General features: G+C 70.4%; 15 protein-coding genes. 6 read left to right on the top strand and 9 right to left on the bottom strand.

What is annotated here, in order from left to right; all coding sequences use genetic code 11:
* Positions 1-14 precede the first annotated feature (14 nt).
* From VMR06_RS11640 to VMR06_RS11650, 3 genes are all read right to left on the bottom strand, one after another.
* Positions 15-938, bottom strand: coding sequence for a septal ring lytic transglycosylase RlpA family protein (locus tag VMR06_RS11640; RefSeq protein ID WP_325376453.1), 924 nt, complete (start codon positions 936-938; stop codon positions 15-17).
* A complete protein-coding gene (gene mltB, locus VMR06_RS11645) occupies positions 935-1,873 on the bottom strand; it encodes a lytic murein transglycosylase B (RefSeq protein WP_325376582.1) in 939 nt (312 codons plus the stop codon). The genes VMR06_RS11640 and mltB overlap by 4 nt, the downstream gene beginning before the upstream one ends.
* Positions 1,874-2,035: 162 nt before the next feature.
* On the bottom strand, positions 2,036-3,058 hold the full coding sequence (locus tag VMR06_RS11650; RefSeq protein WP_325376455.1) for an energy transducer TonB: 1,023 nt from the start codon (positions 3,056-3,058) through the stop codon (positions 2,036-2,038).
* 306 nt (positions 3,059-3,364) lie between these two features.
* Here VMR06_RS11650 and VMR06_RS11655 point away from each other — a divergent pair, with 306 nt between their 5' ends.
* Genes VMR06_RS11655 through VMR06_RS11665 form a run of 3 tightly spaced genes read left to right on the top strand, consistent with a single transcriptional unit; the run spans position 3,365 to position 4,442 of the window.
* Entirely contained in the window at positions 3,365-3,679 is a 315-nt protein-coding gene (locus tag VMR06_RS11655; protein WP_325376457.1) for a hypothetical protein, read from the top strand.
* A gap of 11 nt (positions 3,680-3,690) precedes the next feature.
* Positions 3,691-4,110, top strand: coding sequence for a hypothetical protein (locus tag VMR06_RS11660; protein ID WP_325376459.1), 420 nt, complete (start codon positions 3,691-3,693; stop codon positions 4,108-4,110).
* Positions 4,107-4,442 (top strand): hypothetical protein, encoded by a 336-nt coding sequence (locus VMR06_RS11665; protein ID WP_325376461.1) that lies wholly within the window; start codon positions 4,107-4,109, stop codon positions 4,440-4,442. Before VMR06_RS11660 ends, VMR06_RS11665 begins: the two co-directional genes overlap by 4 nt.
* 115 nt (positions 4,443-4,557) lie before the next feature.
* Here the strand turns inward: VMR06_RS11665 and VMR06_RS11670 are convergent, their stop codons facing one another.
* The 3 genes from VMR06_RS11670 to VMR06_RS11680 are packed head-to-tail and all read right to left on the bottom strand — an operon-like array spanning position 4,558 to position 7,156.
* Positions 4,558-5,544 (bottom strand): malate dehydrogenase, encoded by a 987-nt coding sequence (locus tag VMR06_RS11670; RefSeq protein WP_325376463.1) that lies wholly within the window; start codon positions 5,542-5,544, stop codon positions 4,558-4,560.
* 38 nt (positions 5,545-5,582) lie between these two features.
* Positions 5,583-5,960 carry a glutaredoxin family protein gene (locus VMR06_RS11675; RefSeq protein WP_325376465.1) on the bottom strand — a complete coding sequence of 126 codons (378 nt, stop codon included), beginning with the start codon at positions 5,958-5,960 and terminating at the stop codon, positions 5,583-5,585.
* Positions 5,960-7,156: a pyridoxal phosphate-dependent aminotransferase gene (locus VMR06_RS11680; protein WP_325376467.1), complete on the bottom strand. Its 1,197-nt coding sequence runs from the start codon at positions 7,154-7,156 to the stop codon at positions 5,960-5,962. The genes VMR06_RS11675 and VMR06_RS11680 overlap by 1 nt, the downstream gene beginning before the upstream one ends.
* 278 nt (positions 7,157-7,434) lie before the next feature.
* Between VMR06_RS11680 and VMR06_RS11685 the strand changes: the two genes are divergently transcribed.
* Positions 7,435-7,704, top strand: a complete 270-nt coding sequence (locus tag VMR06_RS11685) for a GlsB/YeaQ/YmgE family stress response membrane protein (protein ID WP_325376468.1) — start codon at positions 7,435-7,437, stop codon at positions 7,702-7,704.
* Positions 7,705-7,764: 60 nt separating this feature from the next.
* On the opposite strand, the gene VMR06_RS11690 is transcribed toward VMR06_RS11685, so the two are convergent.
* Complete coding sequence (locus tag VMR06_RS11690; RefSeq protein ID WP_325376470.1) at positions 7,765-8,286, bottom strand: peptidylprolyl isomerase; 522 nt, start codon at positions 8,284-8,286, stop codon at positions 7,765-7,767.
* Positions 8,287-8,412: 126 nt separating this feature from the next.
* Positions 8,413-8,880, bottom strand: a complete 468-nt coding sequence (locus VMR06_RS11695; protein ID WP_325376472.1) for a hypothetical protein — start codon at positions 8,878-8,880, stop codon at positions 8,413-8,415.
* Between the two features lie 319 nt (positions 8,881-9,199).
* Between VMR06_RS11695 and VMR06_RS11700 the strand changes: the two genes are divergently transcribed.
* Together VMR06_RS11700 and VMR06_RS11705 are read left to right on the top strand one after the other, a co-directional pair.
* On the top strand, positions 9,200-9,730 hold the full coding sequence (locus VMR06_RS11700) for a DUF1190 domain-containing protein (RefSeq protein ID WP_325376473.1): 531 nt from the start codon (positions 9,200-9,202) through the stop codon (positions 9,728-9,730).
* Positions 9,730-10,911 carry a glutathionylspermidine synthase family protein gene (locus VMR06_RS11705; RefSeq protein WP_325376475.1) on the top strand — a complete coding sequence of 394 codons (1,182 nt, stop codon included), beginning with the start codon at positions 9,730-9,732 and terminating at the stop codon, positions 10,909-10,911. Before VMR06_RS11700 ends, VMR06_RS11705 begins: the two co-directional genes overlap by 1 nt.
* Before the next feature lie 28 nt (positions 10,912-10,939).
* Here the strand turns inward: VMR06_RS11705 and putA are convergent, their stop codons facing one another.
* On the bottom strand, positions 10,940-14,089 hold the full coding sequence (putA, locus tag VMR06_RS11710; RefSeq protein WP_325376477.1) for a bifunctional proline dehydrogenase/L-glutamate gamma-semialdehyde dehydrogenase PutA: 3,150 nt from the start codon (positions 14,087-14,089) through the stop codon (positions 10,940-10,942).
* Positions 14,090-14,483 lie beyond the last annotated feature (394 nt).

Raw genomic sequence — 14,483 nt, forward strand, 5'->3', positions numbered from 1 at the left:
TGGGGCGGAGCGGCTCAGCGGTCGTCGATCGCGACACGCGGCGATCCCAGACCAAGCGAACGGATGCGCGGCGTCAGCGCATCGGCCTCGCCGACGTCGGCGACCGGACCGATCCGGACCCGATGCACCGGGCGACCGTCGGCGGCGACGATCCGCTCGATCCGCACCGGTCCGATGCCGGCCTGCTCGATCTGGCGCAGCACGCGCTCGGCATTGGCGCGCTCGGCGTACGCGCCGACCTGCAGGAACAGGCGTCCGCCGGCGTCCGGCTGCGCGCGGCTCGGCGCCGGCAGATCCTTCGGGTGCTCCGGATCGATCGCCTGCACCTCGACCAGCCCGGTGCCCTTGGGCCAGATGCCGATCCGCACGGCGGCGGCATAGGACAGGTCGATCACGCGGTTTTCGTGGAACGGCCCGCGATCGTTGACGCGGACGATCACGCTCTTGCCGTTCTCCAGGTTGGTCACGCGCGCATAGCTCGGCAGCGGCAGCGACTTGTGCGCGGCGGTGAACTGGTACATGTCGTACGGCTCGAAGCTCGATGTCATGTAACCGTGGAATTTCTGGCCGTACCAGGAGGAAATGCCGCGCTCCTTGTAGCCCTTGGCCGAAGGCAGCACGGTGTAGGTGCGACCGAGCACGGTATACGGCGACTTGTTGCCATAACGTGAACGCGGCTCGACACGCGGCACCGGCTCGGGCAGCGCGGCGATGTCGGGGATCGGCAGCGTCGGCTCGCCGTCGCGGCCGTGACGATAGCGCGAGGATTGGGGGCGGCTCGTTTCGGACGCCTGGCCGCGGCCGTCATTGTTCTGTCCGGCCGCGGGCGGCACCGCACCGGGACGATCGGGCCGCTTCTTGCCGCCGGCGCAACCGCTGACGGTCGCGATCAGCACCACCCAGGCCAGCGCCGCCGCCAGCCAGCGCGTTCCGGTCACGGCCCCTCGTCCGACGCACCGCGAGCGATCGCCTCGGACAGCTGCCAGACGGCCATCGAGTAGAGCGGGCTGCGGTTGTAGCGCGAGATCACGTAGAAATTCCGGAAGATCATCCAGTCCTCCTGCTCGGCGCCATCCAGCGTCAGCAGGGTCGCCGCCCGTTCGGCGCTGACCGGCGCGGTCGGCGCATAGCCCCAGGCTTCCAGCTGCTGGACCGTCAGCAGCGGCTCGAGGCCGGTGCGCTCGACCGGCTGCGCGGCGGCGTCGCGGACCGCGCGCACGGTCACCGGCGCATCGCGCTCCCAGCCGTGCTCGACGAAATAGTTGGCGATGCTGGCGACGATGTCCGGATAGGAGTTCCACAGGTCGATGCGGCCGTCGCCGTCGTAGTCGCGCGCCCATTTGGCGATGCTGGTCGGCATGAACTGGCCCAGCCCCATCGCGCCCGCGTACGAGCCCTTGAGCTGGTCGACCGGAAACGCGAGCCGGTCGTCGCCGAGCAGCATCAGCTGGCGCAGCTCGCCGCGGAAATAGGCCGACCGCGGCGGGTAGTGGAACGCCAGCGTGTACAGCGCGTCCAGCACGCGGTAGCGGCCGGTGTTGCGGCCGTAGTTGGTCTCCACGCCGATGATCGCGACGATGATCGCGGCCGGCACCCCGAACTCGCCCGATATCCGGTCGATCAGTTCGCGATGCTGCCGGTAGAAGATGATGCCGTCGTCGATGCGCCGGTCGCTGATGAAGATCGGCCGGTAGTCCTTCCAGGGCTTGGCTTCGGCCGGCCGTGCGATCGCGTCGAGGATCGACTGCTGGATCTTGGCCTCTTCCAGCGTCGCCAGCACCTGCGTCTCGGACAAGCCGTCGTCGCGCGCCAGCTCGGCGGCGAAGCTCAACACCTGCGGATCGGTGATCTCCGGCAACGCCGTGGCCGGCATCAAGGCGACGATCCATGCACAGGAGGTGCAAACGGCGAAGCGGCGGATTCGATTCAAGACGAGGGCACCTGCGCGAGCAGGTGCCTACTCTAGGCAAGCGGCCGGGAACTCTCAACCGTCGGCGCCGCGCGGCACCGCGCGCCGCGGACTCCGTTCCGCCGCTCAGTTACCCATCGTGAACTCGATGCGCCGCCGCAGCGTCGAGCTGACCGCGACGCCGTTCTCCAGGCGCGGCCGGAACGTCGAGCGCTCGATCGCCTGGATCGCCTCACGGTCGAACACGCGTGGCGGATTGGAGCGGACCACACGGACGCCGCTGGGACTGCCGTCGGGCGTGACCGTGAACTCGACCTCGACCCAGCCTTCCTGGCGATCGCGATAGGCCCGAGCCGGATAGTCCGGACTGGCACTGCTGACGATGCCCGCGTCGCGGGTCTCTCCGACCGGGGGCGGCGGCGACGGCGGTGGCGTCGCGGCGGGTGCCGGAGGCGGCGCCGGCGTCGCGGCCGGCGACGGCGTGGCCGGCCGCGTGTCGGCGGTCGGCGCTGCGGGCTCGGGGCGCTGCGGCGCCGGCGTCGCAGGCGGACGGCTTGCCTGCGCGGCGGCCGCGGCCTGGGCGGCTTGCTGCGCGGTCTGCGCGGCCGCTTCGCGCTCCACCTGGCGCCGCCGTACGTCGAGCTTGCTGCGCAGGATCGTCAGGCTGTAGTTGTTCGAATCGGCGCGCGCGAGCAGATCGATCACGCGTTCGGCCTCGTCGACGTCGCCGCGATTGATCGCCTGCTCGACGACGCCGGTCGCGAACGGAAACAGCTCGCGCAGGCCGTCGCGGGCACCGTCCCGATTCGGCTCGCGGGCGAGGATCGCCAGGTAGTATTCGACCGCGTTATTGCCGACCGGCGCCGCAATCCGATTGTCCGAGACCGCTTCGTTCGCTCTCTGGAACAGATCGTCCACGCTCAGGGTGTCGAACGCGGTCGGCGCGGCAGCCGGCGCCGCGGGTGCGTCGGGCGTGGCGGTCGGCGTGGCCGGTGCGGCCGGCTGAGCCGCCGGTGCGGCCGGTGTCGTCGGCGCCGGCGATTCGCCGCAGGCCGCGAGCATCAGCGTGGCGACGAAGAGCGCCCCGAGGATCAGCGGCCGCGGCCCGGCGCTTCGCGGAAAAAGAACCCGATGGCATTGGTTGGTCATGCCGAAAAGCCCCCCCAAAGGCTGGACACTGACGCCCGCTAGAAGAACGAGCAGGCCTCCGATGCCCGCGCGGTGCTGCCCGACCGTCCGCCGCCTGGCTGTTCGACTGGCCCCCTGGCCCGCGTAACCATAACGCAGTCTTTGCAAATACGGCAATTCGCATAACCGGACGCGTTTGGCAGTTGCGACCTGCGCCCCGACCGCGCCGCGCTTGACGGCGGTCATGTTTCCCTCAGCCGGCCCGACCTACAGTCCGATGACCCGGCCGACCGGGATTTCCCGACCTGCACTGACTTGGAGATCAGCATGGCCACCATCCGCGACATGAAACAGGGCGCCTCGAAGACTGCCGACGATCTTGCCGATGCGGCAGACGGCGCGGGCGAGACGATCAAGGAAGGCCTGAAGGACACCGCGGAGGAGCTGCATCGCCTCGGCGACCGCCTGCGCGCGAACGGATCCCAGCTCGAGGACGAGCTGCGCGATGCGAGCCAGCGCTTCACCGACGGCGCGCGCAAGTTCGGCGATGCGGCCGCCGAGCAGATCCGCGAACATCCGCTGGCCGCGTTCGGCATCGCCTTCGCCGCCGGCATGATCGTCACGCGCTGGCTGCGTCGCTGAAGGGCACCGCGATGGAGCCGCAAGGGGAACGGCCGAACGAGCAGCCGCCGGCGCCGCAGGCCGCCGATGCGACGCCGACGCTGACCGACCTGCGCGACACGCTCGATGCCGCGGTCGGCGCCGCCGAAGCCGCGCTGGGCCTGGTGCGGGCAGAACTGCGCCTGGCACGGAGTTCCGCGCTGAACCTGGTCTGGCTGGGGTTCGGCCTGGTGTTCCTCGGCGTCGGCGCCTGGCTGGCGACCAGCGCCGCCATCGCGGCGGGCATCTATCAGCTGACCGGCAACGTCTTCGTCGGCATCGCCGCGGTCGCGCTGGCCAATCTCGGCGGCATCGCCTGGGTGCTGTTCGCGATGCGCCACTGCTGGCGCGACCTGTCGCTGCCGCGAACGCGCCGCATGCTCGACGAAGCACGACGGGAGGTGCAGGCATGAGTCTCAGACAGGACCGCCGGGCCGCGCAGGCCGCGGAAATCCGGGCGATCGTCATGAAGCGCGAACTGCAGCGAGCCGGCAGTCCGCTGGCGCGGCTGTGGCGCCGGCATCGCACGGCGCTGGTCATCGGCGGCGGCATGGCCGCCGGCGTGATCGTGAGCCTGCTGCCGGTCCGCGCGTTCGCGCGCGCCGGCTCGACCGTCGGGGCACTGGCCGGCATGGCGCTGCGATCGCCGTTCGCGCCGATCGTGCTCGGCTGGATCGCCAAAGCGCAGGAGCAGGCAGCGCCGGACGAGGCGGATGTCGCTCCGCAGCGGCCGGTCGACGGCTGAGCGCGGCGGCGGCGCTGACCGTGCCGCCGTTCGGCCAGCCGCCGCGATCATCCGGCCGGCCAGCCGCCATGCGTCCGGCACGCATACGTGCGTGCCGGACGCGCGGATATCGCGATCAGCGCTTGGCGAACAGGTGCTCGACCGCGGCGCGCTCCTCGCGCAGCTCCTTGTCGGTGGCCTCGATGCGCCCGCGCGAGAACGCGTTGATGTCCAGACCCTGGACGATCTGGTACGCCCCGTTGCTGACGGTGACCGGGTAGCCGAAGATCACGCCCGGCTCGACGCCGTAGGAACCGTCGGACGGAATCCCCATCGACACCCAGTCGCCTTCCGCCGTGCCGAGCGTCCAGTCGCGCATGTGATCGATCGCGGCCGAGGCCGCCGAGGCCGCCGATGACGCGCCGCGCGCCTTGATGATTGCCGCGCCGCGCTGCTGCACGACCGGGATGAAGTCGTTCTCGTACCAGGCCTGGTCGACCAGCGACAGCGCCGCCTTGCCGCCGACCGTGGCCGCGTGGATGTCCGGATACTGCGTGGAGCTGTGGTTGCCCCAGATCGTGACCTTGGCGATATCGGTGTTGAGCGCGCCGGTCTTCTCGGCGAGCTGGCTGATCGCACGGTTGTGGTCGAGGCGGACCATCGCGGTGAAACGGCCCGGATCCAGATCCGGCGCGTTCTGCTGCGCGATCAGGGCATTGGTATTGGCCGGGTTGCCGACCACGAGCACGCGCACGTCGCGCTTGGCATGATCGTTGAGCGCCTTGCCCTGCGGCGCGAAGATCGCACCGTTCGCTTCGAGCAGATCCTTGCGCTCCATGCCGGGGCCGCGCGGGCGCGCGCCGACGAGCAGCGCGTAGTCGACGTCCTTGAACGCGACGTTGACGTCGTCGGTCGCGACCACGCCGTGCAGGGTCGGGAACGCGCAGTCGTTGAGTTCCATCACGACGCCGTTGAGCGCCGGCAGTGCGGGCGTGATCTCCAGCAGGTGCAGGATCACCGGCTGGTCGGGGCCGAGCATGTCGCCGGCGGCGATCCGGAACAGCAGGGCATAGCCGATCTGGCCGGCAGCGCCGGTGACGGCAACGCGGACGGGAGCTTTCATCGCAACAACCTCATCGGGGGGACGGTGGGAGAGGAACTTCAGGAAGACGGGGCCGCATCGCCGGCCGGCAGCTGGCCGGCCTCCGCGAGCAGGCGGCGGATGCGCCGCGGCGCGTAGCCGTGCACCACGGTGTCGTCGATCAGCACGATCGGCACGCCGGCCGAGCGCAGCAACGCGAACGCGCGACGGCCTTCATCGGAGCGCTCGACGTCGACTTCGCGATAGCGCACGCCCCAGGCACCGAGGTCGGCACGCAGCTTCATGCAGTAGCCGCAGTGCCGCGTCGATAACAGCACGACCGGCTCGGACCCGACCAGCTGCCGCAACGCGGCGGCATCGGCGCCGGCGCGCGGCTGACGCTCGCAGCCCGCCAGCGCGGCGGCGAGCGTCAGACCGACCAGCAGGCGCGCGATCATCAGCGCAGCTCGGCGAAGAATTCCTGGATGCGCTGCATGCCCGGCGCCAGCTGCGGCGTGGGGCAGGTGTAGGAAATGCGCAGCGCGCGCGGTTCGCCGAAGGCGCTGCCCGGCACGCAGGCCACGCCCTTGGTTTCGAGCAGGACGTTGCAGAAGTCCACGTCGTTGGCGATCAGCCGTCCCTGGTAGGACTTGCCGAACGCGCAGGAGATGTCCGGGAACACGTAGAACGCGCCCTGCGGACGCGGACAGACCACGCCGGGGATCGCCTCCAGCGCGGCCATGACGGTGTCGCGCTTGGCCGCGAATTCGGCGTTCTTGGCAGTCGGCACGTCCTGCGGGCCGCTCAGCGCGGCGATCGCGGCCGCGTTGACGATCTCGGGCACGTTGGTGATGTGGTTGGAGTTGAGCGTCACCACGGCCTGGGCGACCGTTTCCGGTCCTGCGACGAAGCCGACGCGCCAGCCCGGCATGCCGTAGGTCTTGGAGAGCGAATCGACGAGGATCGTACGGTCGCGCAGCTCGGGCCGCGCATTGACGAAGTTGTGGTAGCCGATGCCGTCGAAGACCATGCGGTTGTAGATGTCGTCACAGACGATCCACACGTCCGGATGGCGCGCCAGGACATCGGCCAGTGCGGCGATCTCGTCCTTCGAATACACCATGCCGGTGGGATTGGACGGGTTGTTGAACAGGAACACCTTGGCACCCGGCAGCGCCGCGTCGAGCTGCGCCGGCGTGAGCTTGTAGTTCTGCGTCGCCGGGCATGGCAGCAGCCGGGTCTGCGCACCGACGATGTCGGCGATGTCGACGTAGGTCGTCCAGTACGGCGTCGGGAAGACGATCACGTCGCCCGGATCGAGCAGCGCTTCGGCCAGGTTGTACAGCACGTGCTTGGCGCCGATGCCGGTCGCGATGTTCTTGCGCCCGTAGCCGCTCAGCCCGCTGCCTTCCAGGTGCGCGATGAACGCGTCGAGCAGCGCGTCGGGACCGCGGTTGGAGCCGTACTGGCCCGAGTCCTTCGCCAGCGCGTCGCGCACCGCCTGGTAGACGTGCTCGCCCGGCAGGAAGTTCGGAACGCCGATCGAGAAGCTGATGATGTCGCGCCCCTCGGCCTTGAGACGCTTGGCTTTCTCGGCGACGGCCATGATGGCGCTGGGCTTGGCGCGGCTCATGCGCGCGGCAAGTGAAGGCATGGGAAAAACCTCGTGGGAAAAGCGGGCGGAAGACACGCGGGACAACAGCTGATTTTAGCACGCCCGGCCGACGCGCCGCAGCGAAGCGCTGGCGCGCCGCGCGCAGGGTCCGCATGCATGCCGCCTCGCCGAGGCAGCTCCAAACAATCGTTACGCGAGCCAAAAATTCCCGGTGCGGGACGCTGGATGACACGACGGCGGAGTATGCTGGCCGCCGCCCGCGCCGGCACGAACGGCTGCGCGGCACATCCCCTCAACGTTCTTGCGGAGAGACGTCAATGGAAGTATTCGGCGGCACCTACGGGATCATCATGACGATCCTGATCGGCCTGGTGGTCGGCATCATCGCGAAGTTCCTCAAGCCCGGCAAGGATCCGGGCGGCTTCATCGTGACCACGCTGATCGGTATCGCCGGCTCGTTCCTCGCGACCTTCGTCGGCAAGAGCATGGGCTGGTACCAGCCGGGCCAGACTGCCGGCTTCATCGGCTCGGTGGTCGGCGCGATCGTGTTGCTGATCCTCTGGGGCCTGCTGACGCGCAAGCGCTGAGCCCCGCCCGCGGCAGGCGCCGGCGACCGGCCCTGCCGCGGTTTCACGCAACAGCGCGCCTCAGCGCGCGTCGAGCACCGCGTTCCACGCATCGAGCTGCGCGCGGGTCTTCTCGAACAGTGCGGCGGTGTCGCCCTCGATCGTGACCGACTCGATCGCGTCGCCCTGGCGGATCGCGTCGACGACCTTCTGGTCGTCCGCATCGACGACCTTCCCGAACACGGTGTGCTTGCCGTCGAGCCACGGCGTCGGTCCGTGCGTGATGAAGAACTGGCTGCCGTTGGTGCCCTTGCCGCCCTGGACGCCGGCGTTGGCCATCGACAGGACGCCCGGTGCATCGTGTCTGAGCGAGGGCACGATCTCGTCGTCGAACCGGTAGCCCGGTCCACCGGTACCGGTGCCGTTCGGACAACCGCCCTGGATCATGAAATCGCTGATGACGCGATGGAAGCTCAGCCCGTTGTAGAAGCCGCGGCGCGCCAGATTGACGAAGCTGGCGGTGGTGACCGGGACCTGATCGGCGAACAGCTTGACGCGGATCGGGCCGCGCGCGGTCGCGAATACGGCGGTGAGGTCGGACATGGGAGTCTCCGCAAAATGGGGGCGCAGACTAACCGATTTCCGATCCGGCCGAGCGCCCTCCGCCCGTCGCGAGCGGGCGGTCGGCGCGGTGGCCGGCGCCGCTGCCGGCCACCGCGAAACGATCGATCAGAGCGCCAGCCAGACCCACAGATCCTGTCGGAAATCAGCTGCTTGCGACGCGGACTCATACGGGATCGCGGACTCGACCGGCTGGTTCGACGCCATGCTGGCCTGCACCGGCGGCGCGCGGTCGGCGACGACCGTGACCGTCGGCAGCACCGGCAGGGCCGCCGGTTCGGCGTGCGCGGTCACGTGCACGGTCGGCATCAGCGTGACCGGCAGCGGCGCGGCCGCGTCGACGTGCCAGCGCACGGGGCCGTCGGGATCGGCCGGATTGGCGACGACCGTGACGGTCGGCAGCAGGGTGGCCTGCAGGGGCTCGCGAGCCTCGACCATGGCCGATTCGCCGGCGACGGCGGCGGCAAAGGTGCCGCCGAGGCCCGCGAGCAGACATGCGAGGGGGACCAAGGACGTGCGGATGCTCATGGCGAAAACTCCTGGGGTGGGTTGCAGGTTGGGTATCGCAAGCACCATGCCAATCACGCGATCCTCGACACCTGCAGCGAATGAGATGCACGAACAAGGACTTGGGTTGCTAGTCCGAAAGTCACGCCGGCGCGATCGGACGGCCGAAGGTCCGATCGCGGACGGTCGCGCTTGTCCGCACGCGGACGCCCGGCGCCGCCGCGCTCTTCCGGTTCGCGCCGGCGCTGGGCGCAGCGCCGCATCCTCTAGCCCGCGCGCCGCCCAGCCAACGGAGGGCTGAGGAGCGGCACCACGCCCGGCGCCGGACTCTTCCCCTCGGTACCCGGAAGCGGGCAAGCTCCGCCCCTGGACCGATGGACGAACACTCATGAAACGATCGCGAACGGCTGCCCTGCTGATCATGGGCGCCACCCCGCTGGCGCTGACCTCGTGCAGCCGCGAGACCCAGACCGAAGGCCTCTATACCTCGGTCGAGGCCTGCGTCGCGCAGACCAACGATAGCTACAACTGCCAGCAGGCCTTCGACGAAGCGCAGCGCCAGGCCCACACCGAGGCGCCGCGCTACGCCTCGCGCGAGGACTGCGTGGCCGCGCACGGCGCCAATGCCTGCCAGGCGCGCAGCGATGCGGGCGGCCACTCCTATTTCATGCCGCTGATGACCGGCTTCCTGATCGGCCAGCTGATGCGCGGCGGCCAGACCGTCGGCCTCAACGGCTCGCCCGCGTTCCAGGACCGGGCCGGCAACTGGCAGCGCCCGGCGACGCCGGCGAGCGGCGGCGTCTACCGGCCCGGCAGTCTCGGCACGACCGCGATGGCGCCGATCGCGGCCCAGCCCGACCGTGCACCGACGGTGACCCGCGGCGGCTTCGGATCGCGCAGCGCCGGCAGCGGCGGCTGATGCGGCGGGTCGCGATCCCGCCGCGCGCGAACTGGCGCGAACGGGCCGAACACAGCGGATTCCGCTTCCACACGATCGACGGCGAGCCGTACTGGGACGAGTCGGCGTACTACGCCTTCACGCTGCGCCAGATCGAGCAGGACATCGAAGCGCCGACCGAGGAGCTGCACGCGATGGCGCTGGATCTGGTCGGCGGCATCGTCGCCAGCGAGGAACAGCTGCGCCGGCTCGACATTCCCGAGCCGTTCTGGGACTGGATCGCGCGCAGCTGGCAGGCGCGCGACGCGCATCTGCTCGGCCGCATGGATCTGGGCTACGACGGCCACGGCCCGGCCAAGCTCTACGAGTTCAACTACGACACGCCGACGTCGCTGTTCGAGGCGGCGTTCTTCCAGTGGCAGTGGCTCGACGACCAGCAGCGCGACGGCCGCCTGCCGGTGGCGGCCGACCAGTTCAATTCGATCTACGAATCGCTGGTCGAGGCACTGGCGACGATCGCGCCACGGCTGCCGCGCCCGATCCGCTTCGCGGCGCTGCGCGATGCCGTCGAGGATCAGGGCACCAGCGACTACCTGCGCGACTGCGCGCTGCAGGCCGGCATCGAATGTGCCGCGCTGGCGATCGAGGACATCGGGCTCAGCGCCGATGGCCGCTACACCGATCTGGACGACACCGTGATCGGCACGCTGTTCAAGCTGTATCCGCTCGAGGACCTGTTCCGCGAGCCGTTCGGGCGCCACCTGCCCGATTCGGGTCTGCGCCTGGTCGAGCCGCCGTGGAAGGCCGTGCTCAGCAACAAGGGCATCCTGCCGCTGCTGTGGGAAGCGCACGAAGGCCATCCGAACCTGTTGCCGGCGTACTTCGACGAGGAGACCGAGCCGCTGCCGGCCGGCTGGGTGCGCAAGCCGCTGCATTCGCGCGAAGGCGCCAACGTGCGGATCGCCCTGCCCGACGGGCAGCGCATCGAAACCGCCGGCCCCTACTCGGGACCGGCGATCCGCCAGGCGTTCCATCCGCTGCCGCAGTTCGACGGCCGCCATGCGCTGGTCGGCAGCTGGGTCGTCGGCGACCGCGCCTGCGGCATCGGCGTGCGCGAGGACGCCTCGCCGATCACGCGCGACGGCGCGCGCTTCCTGCCGCACGCGATCGTCGAGGCCGGCACCGCAACGCTGCTGGCCTGAGCGTCCGGACCGGCCGGACGCGCGCGCCTCACTCGTCGAGCGTCAGCAGCGAGGCGTTGCCGCCGGCGGCGGTGGTGTTGACGGTCAGCGTGCGCTCGGTCGCGAAACGCAGCAGATAGTGCGGTCCGCCGGCCTTCGGGCCGGTGCCCGAGAGCTGCTCGCCGCCGAACGGCTGCACGCCGACCACCGCGCCGATCTGGTTGCGGTTGACGTAGCAGTTGCCGACCTTAGCGCGGCGCACGATGTGGTCGATCGTGTCGTCGATGCGGCTGTGGATGCCGAGCGTCAGGCCGTAGCCGGTCGCGTTGATCGCGTCGATCACCTGGTCGAGCTCGCCGGCCTTCCAGCGCACCACGTGCAGGATCGGGCCGAACACCTCGCGCTGCAGCAGGTCCAGCGACGGCAGCTCGTAGGCACGCGGCGCGAAGAACGTGCCGTGCGCGGTGCTGGCGCCGAGCCTGACCTCGGCGATCTTCTTCGCCTCGCGGTCCATGCGCTCGGCGTGCGCGGCCAGCGTCTCGCGCGAGGCTTCGTCGATGACCGGGCCGACGTCGGTCGAGAGCAGGCCCGGATCGCCGACGCTGAGTTCCTGCATCGCGCCGGCGAGCATCGTCTTGACCTTGTCGGCGATGTCGTCCTGCACGAACAGGATCCGTGCCGCCGAGCAACGCTGACCGGCCGAATCGAAGGCCGAGGCGACGACGTCCTTGACCAGCTGCTCGGGCAGCGCCGAGGAGTCGGCGATCAGCGCGTTCTGGCCGCCGGTCTCGGCGATCAGCGCGGCGATCGAGGCGTCGCGCGCGGCCAGCGTGCGATTGATCGTCCAGGCGGTCTCGGTCGAACCGGTGAAGCACACGCCGGCCACTTCCGGCCGCGTCAGCAGCAGCTTGCCGATCGCCGAGCCCTTGCCCGGCACGAACTGCAGCACGTCCTCGGGCACGCCGGCCTCGTGCAGCAGGCGTGTCGCCGCGTAGCCGATCAGCGTGGTCTGCTCGGCCGGCTTGGCCAGCACGGCATTGCCGGCGGCCAGCGCGGCGACGACCTGGCCCATGAAGATCGCCAGCGGGAAATTCCACGGACTGATGCAGACGAACACGCCGCGCCCGTGCAGGAACAGCTGATTCGATTCGCCGGTCGGGCCCGGCAGGATCTCGGGCTGGCCGAACAGCTTGCGCGCCATCGCCGCGTAGTAGCGCAGGAAGTCGGCCGCTTCGCGCACCTCGGAAACGGCCGCGGGCAAGGTCTTGCCGGCCTCGCGCACCGCCATCGCGATGAACTCGGCGCGGCGCGACTCGAGCAGGTCGGCCGCGTGCTCGAGGATCTTGGCGCGGCTGGCGGCCGGCAGCGCGTCCCAGGCCGGTTGCGCGGCGACCGCATTGGCCAGCGCCTTCTCGATCGTCGCGGCGTCGGCCGGGCGGTACTCGCCGATCGCGCGGCGGCGGTCGGACGGATCGGTGACCGGCTTGGCCGGCTCGGCGGTCGCGGCGCCCGGCACCAGCGGGCCGGCGATCCAGGGGCGGAGCGCGGCGTTGACGCTGTCGGCCAGCGCGCGCAGTTCGAGGTCGTTGGCGAAGTTGACGCCCATGGAATTCTTCCGTTGTTCGCCGAACAGAGCGATCGGCTGGGGGATGCGCGGGTGGGGCTTGCTGTCGAAGTGGCGCACGAGCTCGCAGGGATCGGCGACCAGGTCGCGGATCGAGACGTCCTCGTCGACGACGCGGTTGACGAAACTGGTATTGGCGCCGTTCTCGAGCAGGCGCCGGACCAGATACGGCAGCAGGTCCTCGTGGCTGCCGACCGGCGCGTAGACGCGGCACGGCACGCCGAGGTTGCCGGGACCGATGACCTCGGCGTAGAGATCGGCACCCATGCCGTGCAGGCGCTGGTGCTCGTACGGACGGCCGCGCGCGACGTGGTGGATCGCCGCGATCGTGTGCGCGTTATGCGTCGCGAACTGCGGATAGATCAGGTCGGCGCCGGCCTCGAACATCTGGCGCGCACAGGCCAGGTACGACACGTCGGTGTTCGGCTTGCGCGTGTAGACCGGATAGCCGGCCAGGCCCTGCTCCTGCGCGCGCTTGACCTCCGAGTCCCAGTACGCGCCCTTGACCAGGCGCACGCACCAGCGCCGCCCGGCCTTGCGCGCGGTCTCGGCGAGCCAGTCGATGACCAGCGGCGCGCGCTTCTGGTAGGCCTGCACCGCCAGACCGAATCCGTTCCAGCCGGCCAGCGAAGGGTCGGCGAACACCGCGCCGATCACGTCCAGCGACAGCTCGAGCCGATCGGCTTCTTCGGCGTCGACGGTCATGCCGATCGCCTGGGACTTGGCCAGCTGCGCCAGCTCGAGCACGCGCGGCGTCAGCTCGGCGTGCACGCGGGCGCGGTTGGCGACGTCGTAGCGCGGATGGATCGCCGACAGCTTGACCGAGATCGACGGCGCGTCGAGCACGTCCGGCCAAGGCCCGCGCCGGCCGAGCGCGGTGATCGCGTCGCGATACGCCTGCAGGTAGCGGTCCGCATCGGCCTGGGTCAGCGCGGCCTCGCCGAGCATGTCGTAGGAATAGCGGTAGGCGCGGTTGTCCTTGTGCTCGGCGCGGTCCTGGGCCTCCTCGATGGTACGGCCCATCACGAACTGGTGGCCCATGATGCGCATCGCCTGGCGCACCGCCAGCCGCACCACCGGCTCGCCGGCACGGCCGACCAGGCGCTTGAGCGCGCCGGTGAAGTTGCTGCGCGTCTCCTCGGCCAGGCCGACCAGGCGGCCGGTCAGCATCAGGCCCCAGGTCGAGGCGTTGACGAACAGCGACTCGCTGGCGCCGACGTGCTTCTTCCAGTCGGCCTCGCCGAGCTTGTCGCGGATCAGCTTGTCGGCGGTCTCGGCATCGGGGATGCGCAGCAGCGCCTCGGCCACGCACATCAGCAGCACGCCCTCTTCGCTGGAGAGGTCGTATTCGCGCATGAACGATTCCACCGCGCTCTGGTTCGAGGCCTTGGCGCGCACGCGCGCGACCAGTTCCGAGGCCTTGGCGAGCACCAGTTCGCGCTCGGCCGGCGGCAGGCTGGCCTGGGCCAGCAGCTCGTTGACGGCGTCGGTCTCGTCGCGGGTCCAGGCGGCGGTGATGCGCGCGCGGGCCGGTTCGGCCGCGCCGGGCAGTTCGGGAGTGAGGATTTCGCTCAAGGCGGCGCTCTCGGACAAGATGTGCGGATTGGGCCGCCGACGGCGGCCGGCATGCGTGCGGCAGCCGCATAGTCTAGATCGTGTCCGCGCGCCGGGACACACCACGACCAAGGCGGCGACCGGTCGCGCCACCGGACCGTGCCGGCGGCGGGCATCGGGTCGGGTCGACCGGAGCGGCGCTCCCGCAGCGCGGCGGCGGTCCGCGCCGCCGTCGCAGGCTGCGGCCGATTGACGCAGAGGTAGCGCCTGTGCGCGATCTGCGTCCTTGCCCGGCTCGCAAGGGGTCCACTATCATGCATGGGTTTCGCGGGCCGTGCATCGGGGACGTGGGGCGGTTGCGCGGACAGGGCCTGAAGGCTTTGTCGCGGCGGCGCCGGCCGCGCCAGTGCGCAAC

The organism is Dokdonella sp., from assembly GCF_035511235.1.
Classification (GTDB): Bacteria; Pseudomonadota; Gammaproteobacteria; order Xanthomonadales; family Rhodanobacteraceae; genus Dokdonella.

Excerpts from the sequence above, each read along its gene's own strand:
- mltB (WP_325376582.1), bottom strand. The coding sequence starts at position 1,873 with ATGCCGGCCACGGCGTTGCCGGAGATCACCGATCCGCAGGTGTTGAGC.
- VMR06_RS11650 (WP_325376455.1), bottom strand. The coding sequence starts at position 3,058 with ATGACCAACCAATGCCATCGGGTTCTTTTTCCGCGAAGCGCCGGGCCG.
- VMR06_RS11655 (WP_325376457.1), top strand. The coding sequence starts at position 3,365 with ATGGCCACCATCCGCGACATGAAACAGGGCGCCTCGAAGACTGCCGAC.
- VMR06_RS11660 (WP_325376459.1), top strand. The coding sequence starts at position 3,691 with ATGGAGCCGCAAGGGGAACGGCCGAACGAGCAGCCGCCGGCGCCGCAG.
- VMR06_RS11665 (WP_325376461.1), top strand. The coding sequence starts at position 4,107 with ATGAGTCTCAGACAGGACCGCCGGGCCGCGCAGGCCGCGGAAATCCGG.
- VMR06_RS11670 (WP_325376463.1), bottom strand. The coding sequence starts at position 5,544 with ATGAAAGCTCCCGTCCGCGTTGCCGTCACCGGCGCTGCCGGCCAGATC.
- VMR06_RS11675 (WP_325376465.1), bottom strand. The coding sequence starts at position 5,960 with ATGATCGCGCGCCTGCTGGTCGGTCTGACGCTCGCCGCCGCGCTGGCG.
- VMR06_RS11680 (WP_325376467.1), bottom strand. The coding sequence starts at position 7,156 with ATGCCTTCACTTGCCGCGCGCATGAGCCGCGCCAAGCCCAGCGCCATC.
- VMR06_RS11685 (WP_325376468.1), top strand. The coding sequence starts at position 7,435 with ATGGAAGTATTCGGCGGCACCTACGGGATCATCATGACGATCCTGATC.
- VMR06_RS11690 (WP_325376470.1), bottom strand. The coding sequence starts at position 8,286 with ATGTCCGACCTCACCGCCGTATTCGCGACCGCGCGCGGCCCGATCCGC.
- VMR06_RS11695 (WP_325376472.1), bottom strand. The coding sequence starts at position 8,880 with ATGGTGCTTGCGATACCCAACCTGCAACCCACCCCAGGAGTTTTCGCC.
- VMR06_RS11700 (WP_325376473.1), top strand. The coding sequence starts at position 9,200 with ATGAAACGATCGCGAACGGCTGCCCTGCTGATCATGGGCGCCACCCCG.
- VMR06_RS11705 (WP_325376475.1), top strand. The coding sequence starts at position 9,730 with ATGCGGCGGGTCGCGATCCCGCCGCGCGCGAACTGGCGCGAACGGGCC.